We start from the raw sequence: 6,562 nt of genomic DNA, 5'->3' as shown, positions 1-6,562 counted from the left end.
TCGTCGCCGCACTGCTTTGTCTTGCCGCGACCGCGCTTGCAGTTGCCGAGACGAAAAGCGACGCGCGCAGCGTCACCGATCGAGGCCGCATTCACGGCGACGCTGAAGGTATTCACCAGGGAAGCCTTCCGATGCAATGGCCTTCGCGCAGAACAATCTCGGGGATGTCAGCTGGAATCGGGCCAGCTATGGCGGCGGCAAGGCCGAATATCAAAAGGCGATCGGATTCTTCGAGAACGCCAAGCAGCGCTTTAGCGAAGCCGGCTACACCAGCCATCCCTCTCACCGACCAGAAGGTCGATCTGGTGAAGAAGCAGATGGCGAAGAAGTAGGTCTACGCTTCCCGCCGACCGCGCCTTGTCTTTCGGCCGGCTTTACCGTCCCTATATGTCCTGCCACCGGAACCCCTTGCCGGGAACCGCAGAAGGATAGCGGATGATTCGATTTGCCTTGGCGTTGTTCCTGCTTGTTGTTCCCAGCGTGGCGCACGCCACGGATGCAGGCTGGGCGCTGCTGCGCGACGGCGGACACGTCGTGCTGCTGCGCCATGCCATGGTCACCGGCACCACCGATCCGGCCAATTTCGACATCGACAGCTGCGCCACCCAGATGAACCTGTCGGCGCGCGGCAAGCAGCAGGCGAGCAAGATCGGCGCTCTGTTTGCCGCTCGGGCGGCACCGATCGAGCGCGTGCTGTCCAGCCGCTATTGCCGCTGCCTCGACACCGCCCGCATCGCCTTCGAGACCGACCCGGAACTCTTTGCACCGCTCGATCTCCTGAAAGGCGACGAGACGCAGAAGGCCGCGCAGATCGCTGCGATCCTGAAGGAAATCCGCGTCTATTCCGGCTCCGACAATCTGGTCATGGTCACCCATCTGGAAGACATCGTGGCACTGACCGGCATCTCACCGCGCGAAGGTGAGGCCGTCGTCGTCGAGCCGCAAGGCGATGGCCTGCGCGTGCTCGGCCGCGTCACCTTCTGAGCGTGCTGCGCGATCGCTGACGCCGAAAGCGGTGTTGCTGAAATGCCACCGTTGAAAGAAGCCGCAAATTCGCCGTGACAATGCCGCTTGCGACAACCCGTCGCAGGGGCTATAGGCGCGCTCCCGGTCACGAGAACCGAAGCGAGCACAACGGTTGGAGCTTTCGTCTCCGCCCGTGCAGGCGGCATTGCCGCCCTGTATACGGCGCCGCTTTGGGGATTGGGATCGCGGATGTAGCTCAACTGGGAGAGCGCCGGACATAATCCGGAGGTTGTGGGTTCGAGTCCCTTCATCTGCACCACGGATAGCTCAGTTTGGTTAGAGCATCAGATTGTTAATCTGACTGTCGAAGGTTCGATTCCTTCTCCATTGGCCTTGAAAAGCCATCCGAAAAACGGTCCGGGGACTGGAATGCGAAAGACTGGACGGGTGACCCAAGCCTTCGGGCGCGGATCATCTCAAGCGTCTTTCGCCATCGGCTCGCGGCCAGGCCCGCGGTGACGATCAAGGCGCGGTGTCGCCGGCAAGGGAGGCTAAGGCCTCCTGCGCCCGCTTCGCTGCCCCGCGATCCGCTCCCGAAGGCCCGCCACGGCTCGATGCCACCAGTCCCCGGATCATTCGTGCCCGGGCTACGACGCAAGAGACGACGTGAAACGAGAAACGAAGGGAAGATCGACGCATGACGTGACGCCTCGCATGGGGCCATGCCCGACAGGAGTAAGACAATGACCATTCTCGACAAGGTTCTTGGACGCGAGCGCGTCCTCGTAAAGGAAAACGAACGTGCCCTCGCCCTCCACAAGGGGGAGATCAAGGCTGTCCTGCTGCCGGGCGAGCACTGGCTCGCCAACCGGCGCGGCAGCCTCGAAGTGTCTCGGCACGATCTGAAGAACCCGGAATTCGTTTCGGCATACGAGAAGGCGTTGTTCGACAAGCTTCCGGATGTGGCCGCGCGTCATTTCACCGTCGTTCGCACCGGGCGCACGGATGTCGCCGTCATCGAGCGTGACGGCAATCTGCACGCCGTGCTGGCACCGGACCGCAAGCTCGTGCTGTGGACGGATGCCGGCCCGTGGAAGGTGACGCTGATCGACACGTCAGTCGATCTCGCCATCGATGCGGCGATCATGCGCCGGCTCGGCCAGGCCCGGAAGGCGGAATTGATGTCCGTCCATCCGGTCGTCGATGGTCAGGCCGGACTGCTGTTCATCGACGGTGTCCTGGTCAGGACGCTGACGGCGGGCGTGCATGGCTTCTGGAACGTCGGACGCATGGTGCAGATCAAGGTCGTCGACCTCAAGCGCCAGTCGCTCGACGTTGCCGGGCAGGAAGTGCTGACCAAGGATCGCGTGACGATCCGCGTCAACATCGCAGCCGAATACCGGGTCGTCGATCCGGTCAAGGCGGTCAGCATGGTGAAGGACTTCTCCGAAGCCCTCTACCGCGCCCTGCAATATGCCTTCCGCAAGACGCTTGGCGCGCTGACACTCGATCAGATCCTCGAAAAGAAGGTGACGATCGATGAGGAAGCGGCAGCCAAGGTCCGCGCCGACATGGCCGAGATCGGCGTGGAGGTCAGCGATATCGCGCTCAAGGATGTCATCCTGCCGGGCGAGATGCGCGAGATCCTCAACCAGGTGGTGTCGGCCGAAAAGCAGGCCGAGGCCAACATCATCCGTCGCCGCGAGGAGACGAACGCGACCCGTTCCCTCCTCAACACGGCCAGGGTGATGGCGGAAAACCCGGTGATGCTGCGGCTGAAGGAGCTCGAGGCGCTGGAAACCATCGCCGGCAAGGTCGAGCGGCTGACCGTCCACAACGGAACGGGCGGGCTGCTGAACGATCTGGTCAAGCTTCGCGACAGCTGATGCATGTCGCCAAAAGTGTTCCGCTTTTGGAAAAACGACACGCATCGAAATAAGGCTGACGTTGCGTCAACAGAAGGGCCGCCGGGTAAACCGGCGGCCCTTCTTGCGTTTCGAAGGAAACCTACCCATCTGCGCCCGGCGTATCAGGCCTTTTCCTGCCGGAAAAAACCGATTAGACAGCGCCCAAACAAGATGCGGACAGATTCCGCCCGCAACCGAAGGAAAAGCCCTTGTCCACCACGTTCGACAAAGTCGCCAAGATCATTGCCGACACCAGCGAGATCGATATCGACACCATCACGCCCGAGAGCCACACGATTGACGATCTCGGCATAGACAGCCTCGATTTTCTCGACATCGTCTTTGCCATCGACAAGGAATTCGGCATCAAGGTGCCGCTGGAAAAGTGGACCCAGGAGGTCAATGACGGCAAGGCTTCGACCGACGATTACTTCGTCATGAAGAACCTGTGCGCCAAGATCGACGCGCTGGTCGCCGCCAAGACCGCCTGACGTCAGTTGAGCGCACGATCTTGACGCGCTCTGCCGCCTGACCCACAAAGCCGCACATGAGCAGCCCCCGCGACGTCGTCATATCAGGTATCGGCCTTGTCTCCTCGCTGGGGGAAGGTCCTGACGCCCACTGGCAGAAGCTCGCGCAACCGGGCCCGCAGCCGGTGCTCGAAGCGACGCGCTTTGCACCCTATACTGTCCATCCGCTGCCTGAGATCGACTGGAACCTGCAGATCGCCAAGCGTGGCGATCAGCGCCAGATGGAAACCTGGCAGAGGCTCGGCACCTATGCTGCCGGCCTTGCACTGGACGACGCCGGCATCAAGGGCAATGACGAACTCTGCGCGACCATGGACATGGTTGTGGCGGCGGGCGGTGGCGAGCGCGACGAGGCGGTCGATGCCGCCATTCTCGCCGCTTCGGAAAGCCGCAATGACCGCGATGTACTGCTCAACGAGAAATTGACCACCGAATTGCGCCCGACACTGTTTCTGGCCCAATTGTCCAACCTGCTCGCCGGCAACATCTCCATCGTCCACAAGGTCACCGGTTCGTCCAGAACCTTCATGGGCGAGGAAGGTGCCGGTGTCGCCGCGGTTGAAACGGCCGCCGCACGCATCCGCTCGGGTCAGTCGACGCATATCCTGGTCGGCGGTGCCTTCCAGACCGAACATCCCGATATGCTGCTCGGCTATGAACTCGCCGGCTATCTGCATCGCGGCCCATGGAAGCCGGTTTGGCAAAGACAGGGCACTGAGGGCGGTGGCGTCGTGACCGGCTCCGGCGGCGCCTTCCTGGTGCTGGAGCAGCGCGAACACGCGATGAGCCGCGGCCGCAAGATCTATGCAGAACTTGGACCGGTCGTCTCCGGCCGCGCCCGGCGGCCACGGGGAGAACTCGACGCCGAGATCGCCGCACTGCTCAAGCAGGCTGCATTGCCGAACGGCAAATTGCTGACCCTGTCGGGCGCATCGGGGGCGCATGCGGCGACAACAGCCGAGAAGGCAGCGCTCGATGCCAATCCGGCGATCGCCGCGCGTGGCTTCTCGACGCTGACCGGGCACATGAAGGAAGCACAGTTTCCTTTCGCTGTGGCACTGGCGGCACTCGCTGTCGACCGCAAGGCCGCCTATCCTGTTTTTGATGCCGCAGCCGAGACGCCGTTCGAAGGCGTTCCCCAATCCGTCCTTGCAACGGCGATCGGCTATCACCAATTCGAGGGCATGGCGCTGGTCAATGCCGCGTAACGCGGCTCCACGACCCATGCTGCAACGATAAGAGGGCTCCCGGATGGCCAATCTCAGAGATCACATGGGCAGGCCGATCGTCGCCGTCACCGGCATCGGCGTGGTGACCTCGCTTGGCGTCGGCAAATCAGACAATTGGGCGGCACTGACCTCCGGCAAGTCGGGCATTCACCCGATCACCCGCTTTCCCATCGATCAATTGAACACCCGCATCTCCGGCATGGTCGATTTCCTGCCGTCGAGCTCGAAAGGCGCCAGCCCACTCACCTATGAGCTAGCCGAGCTTGCGGGCTTAGAAGCGGTGAGCGAAGCCGGTCTTGATTCCAGCGATTTCGGCGGACCGCTCTTCCTCGCATCGCCGCCAGTCGAACTCGACTGGGCCGAGCGCTTCTCGCTCTACAATTCTGACAAGGACAAGGATGACACCGCCGCCGAAAGACTGCTTCGGGTCGCGCGTAGCTTGAAAGAGCTGGATATTTTCGAGACCACCCAGTTCGGTTCGATCGCCGGCCGCCTTGCCGATCGCCTTGGCACGCGTGGTCTGCCGATCACGCTGTCGACGGCTTGCGCTTCAGGCGCCACCGCGATTCAGCTCGGTGTCGAGGCGATCCGACGCGGCGAATGCGACCGTGCGCTGTCGATCGGCGCGGACGGTTCCGCGACCGCCGAGGCATTGATCCGTTTCTCATTGCTTTCGGCGCTCTCCACGCACAACGACATCCCCGAAAAGGCGTCGAAACCCTTCTCCAGGGATCGCGACGGCTTCGTGTTGGCCGAGGGATCCGGGGCGCTGGTGTTGGAATCGCTTGAGACGGCATTGGCTCGCGGCGCGACTATTCTCGGCGTCCTGGGCGGTTGCGGCGAGAAGGCCGACGACTTCCACCGCACCCGCTCCAAACCGGACGCTTCACCGGCCATCGCCGCGGTCCGCGCCGCCCTCGTCGATGCCGGACTGGGTGAAGACGAGATCGACTACGTCAATGCCCACGGCACCTCGACGCCCGAAAACGACAAGATGGAGCATCTGGCGCTGTCGACGGTGTTCGGCGAGCGGATCGGCTCTATGCCGGTCTCGTCGAACAAATCGATGATCGGTCACACGCTGTCGGCGGCGGGCGCTGTCGAGGCGGCTTTCTCGCTGATGACGATGCGCGAAAGCGTCATTCCGCCGACCATCAACTATGACAATCCCGACCCCGCGATCGTGCTCGACGTGGTGCCGAACAAGAAGCGCAACGCCGAGGTCCGCACCGTTCTGTCGAGCTCCTTCGGCTTCGGCGGCCAGAACACTTGCCTTGTCATGGCGCGGGAACCGGTCTAAGCGACCTTTTTCAGCCAGACTGAACCGACAGGCCCCATGCGCGCATTGCAACTTATAGAGGACCGCCGTCTTGAGACGGTGGACCTGCCGCCTCCTCCACCGCCGGCACTCGGCGAAGTCACGCTGCGCATCAAGGCAGTAGCGCTGAACCATATCGACGTCTGGGGCTGGCGCGGCATGGCCTTCGCCAAGCGCAAGCTGCCGCTGGTCGTCGGCGCGGAGGCCTCCGGCGAGGTCGAGGCGGTTGGCCCCGGCGTTTCCAGCCTGCTGCCCGGACAATTGGTGTCGATCTATGGCGCGCGCACCTGCGGCCTCTGCCGAGCCTGCCGCGAAGGCCGCGACAACCTCTGCGAACATGTTTCGGGCGTGCACGGTTTCCATCTCGACGGTTTCGCGCAGGAGAAGATCAACCTGCCGGCCCGCCTGCTGGTCCCTGCCCCGCCCGGCGTGACCGACATCGGGGCGGCGGTGGCGCCCGTCACCTTCGGCACCGTCGAGCACATGCTGTTCGACAACGCCAGGCTTCAACCCGGCGAAACCATCCTTATCCATGCCGGCGGATCCGGCATCGGCTCGGCGGCCATCCAGTTGGCCAAGCGGATGGGTTGCACGATCATCACTACGGTCGGC

Annotated in this window: 7 protein-coding genes and 2 tRNA genes; all 9 read left to right on the top strand. The window is 63.0% G+C overall.

Going from position 1 to position 6,562, the window contains the following annotated elements; genetic code table 11:
* Positions 1–136: 136 nt before the first annotated feature.
* Positions 137–439, top strand: coding sequence for a hypothetical protein (locus EN969_RS35985; RefSeq protein ID WP_244514304.1), 303 nt, complete (start codon positions 137–139; stop codon positions 437–439).
* Positions 436–984 carry a histidine phosphatase family protein gene (locus EN969_RS11820; protein ID WP_063168176.1) on the top strand — a complete coding sequence of 183 codons (549 nt, stop codon included), beginning with the start codon at positions 436–438 and terminating at the stop codon, positions 982–984. The genes EN969_RS35985 and EN969_RS11820 overlap by 4 nt, the downstream gene beginning before the upstream one ends.
* 227 nt (positions 985–1,211) lie before the next feature.
* A tRNA-Tyr gene (locus tag EN969_RS11815) sits at positions 1,212–1,285 on the top strand.
* Positions 1,286–1,287: 2 nt separating this feature from the next.
* Positions 1,288–1,357, top strand: a tRNA-Asn gene (locus EN969_RS11810).
* Between the two features lie 352 nt (positions 1,358–1,709).
* Entirely contained in the window at positions 1,710–2,852 is a 1,143-nt protein-coding gene (locus tag EN969_RS11805) for a slipin family protein (RefSeq protein ID WP_063168177.1), read from the top strand.
* 230 nt (positions 2,853–3,082) lie between these two features.
* A complete protein-coding gene (locus EN969_RS11800) occupies positions 3,083–3,364 on the top strand; it encodes an acyl carrier protein (protein WP_010909964.1) in 282 nt (93 codons plus the stop codon).
* A gap of 56 nt (positions 3,365–3,420) precedes the next feature.
* Positions 3,421–4,611, top strand: coding sequence for a beta-ketoacyl-ACP synthase (locus EN969_RS11795; RefSeq protein ID WP_063168178.1), 1,191 nt, complete (start codon positions 3,421–3,423; stop codon positions 4,609–4,611).
* Between the two features lie 43 nt (positions 4,612–4,654).
* Positions 4,655–5,932 (top strand): beta-ketoacyl-ACP synthase, encoded by a 1,278-nt coding sequence (locus EN969_RS11790; protein WP_013531223.1) that lies wholly within the window; start codon positions 4,655–4,657, stop codon positions 5,930–5,932.
* Positions 5,933–5,968: 36 nt separating this feature from the next.
* On the top strand, positions 5,969–6,562 hold a 594-nt coding region (locus EN969_RS11785; protein ID WP_164758228.1), incomplete at its 3' end, for an alcohol dehydrogenase catalytic domain-containing protein.

The organism is Mesorhizobium sp. M7A.F.Ca.CA.003.01.2.1 (assembly GCF_003998945.1).
GTDB classification, from domain to species: domain Bacteria; phylum Pseudomonadota; class Alphaproteobacteria; order Rhizobiales; family Rhizobiaceae; genus Mesorhizobium; species Mesorhizobium ciceri.
The sequence above is the reverse complement of the archived record's forward strand: the minus strand, read 5'-3'. Positions and strand labels throughout refer to the sequence as shown.

Bases quoted from the DNA above. Each gene is read 5' to 3' on its own strand.
- EN969_RS35985 (WP_244514304.1), top strand. From the start codon at position 137: ATGGCCTTCGCGCAGAACAATCTCGGGGATGTCAGCTGGAATCGGGCC.
- EN969_RS11820 (WP_063168176.1), top strand. From the start codon at position 436: ATGATTCGATTTGCCTTGGCGTTGTTCCTGCTTGTTGTTCCCAGCGTG.
- EN969_RS11805 (WP_063168177.1), top strand. From the start codon at position 1,710: ATGACCATTCTCGACAAGGTTCTTGGACGCGAGCGCGTCCTCGTAAAG.
- EN969_RS11795 (WP_063168178.1), top strand. From the start codon at position 3,421: ATGAGCAGCCCCCGCGACGTCGTCATATCAGGTATCGGCCTTGTCTCC.
- EN969_RS11790 (WP_013531223.1), top strand. From the start codon at position 4,655: ATGGCCAATCTCAGAGATCACATGGGCAGGCCGATCGTCGCCGTCACC.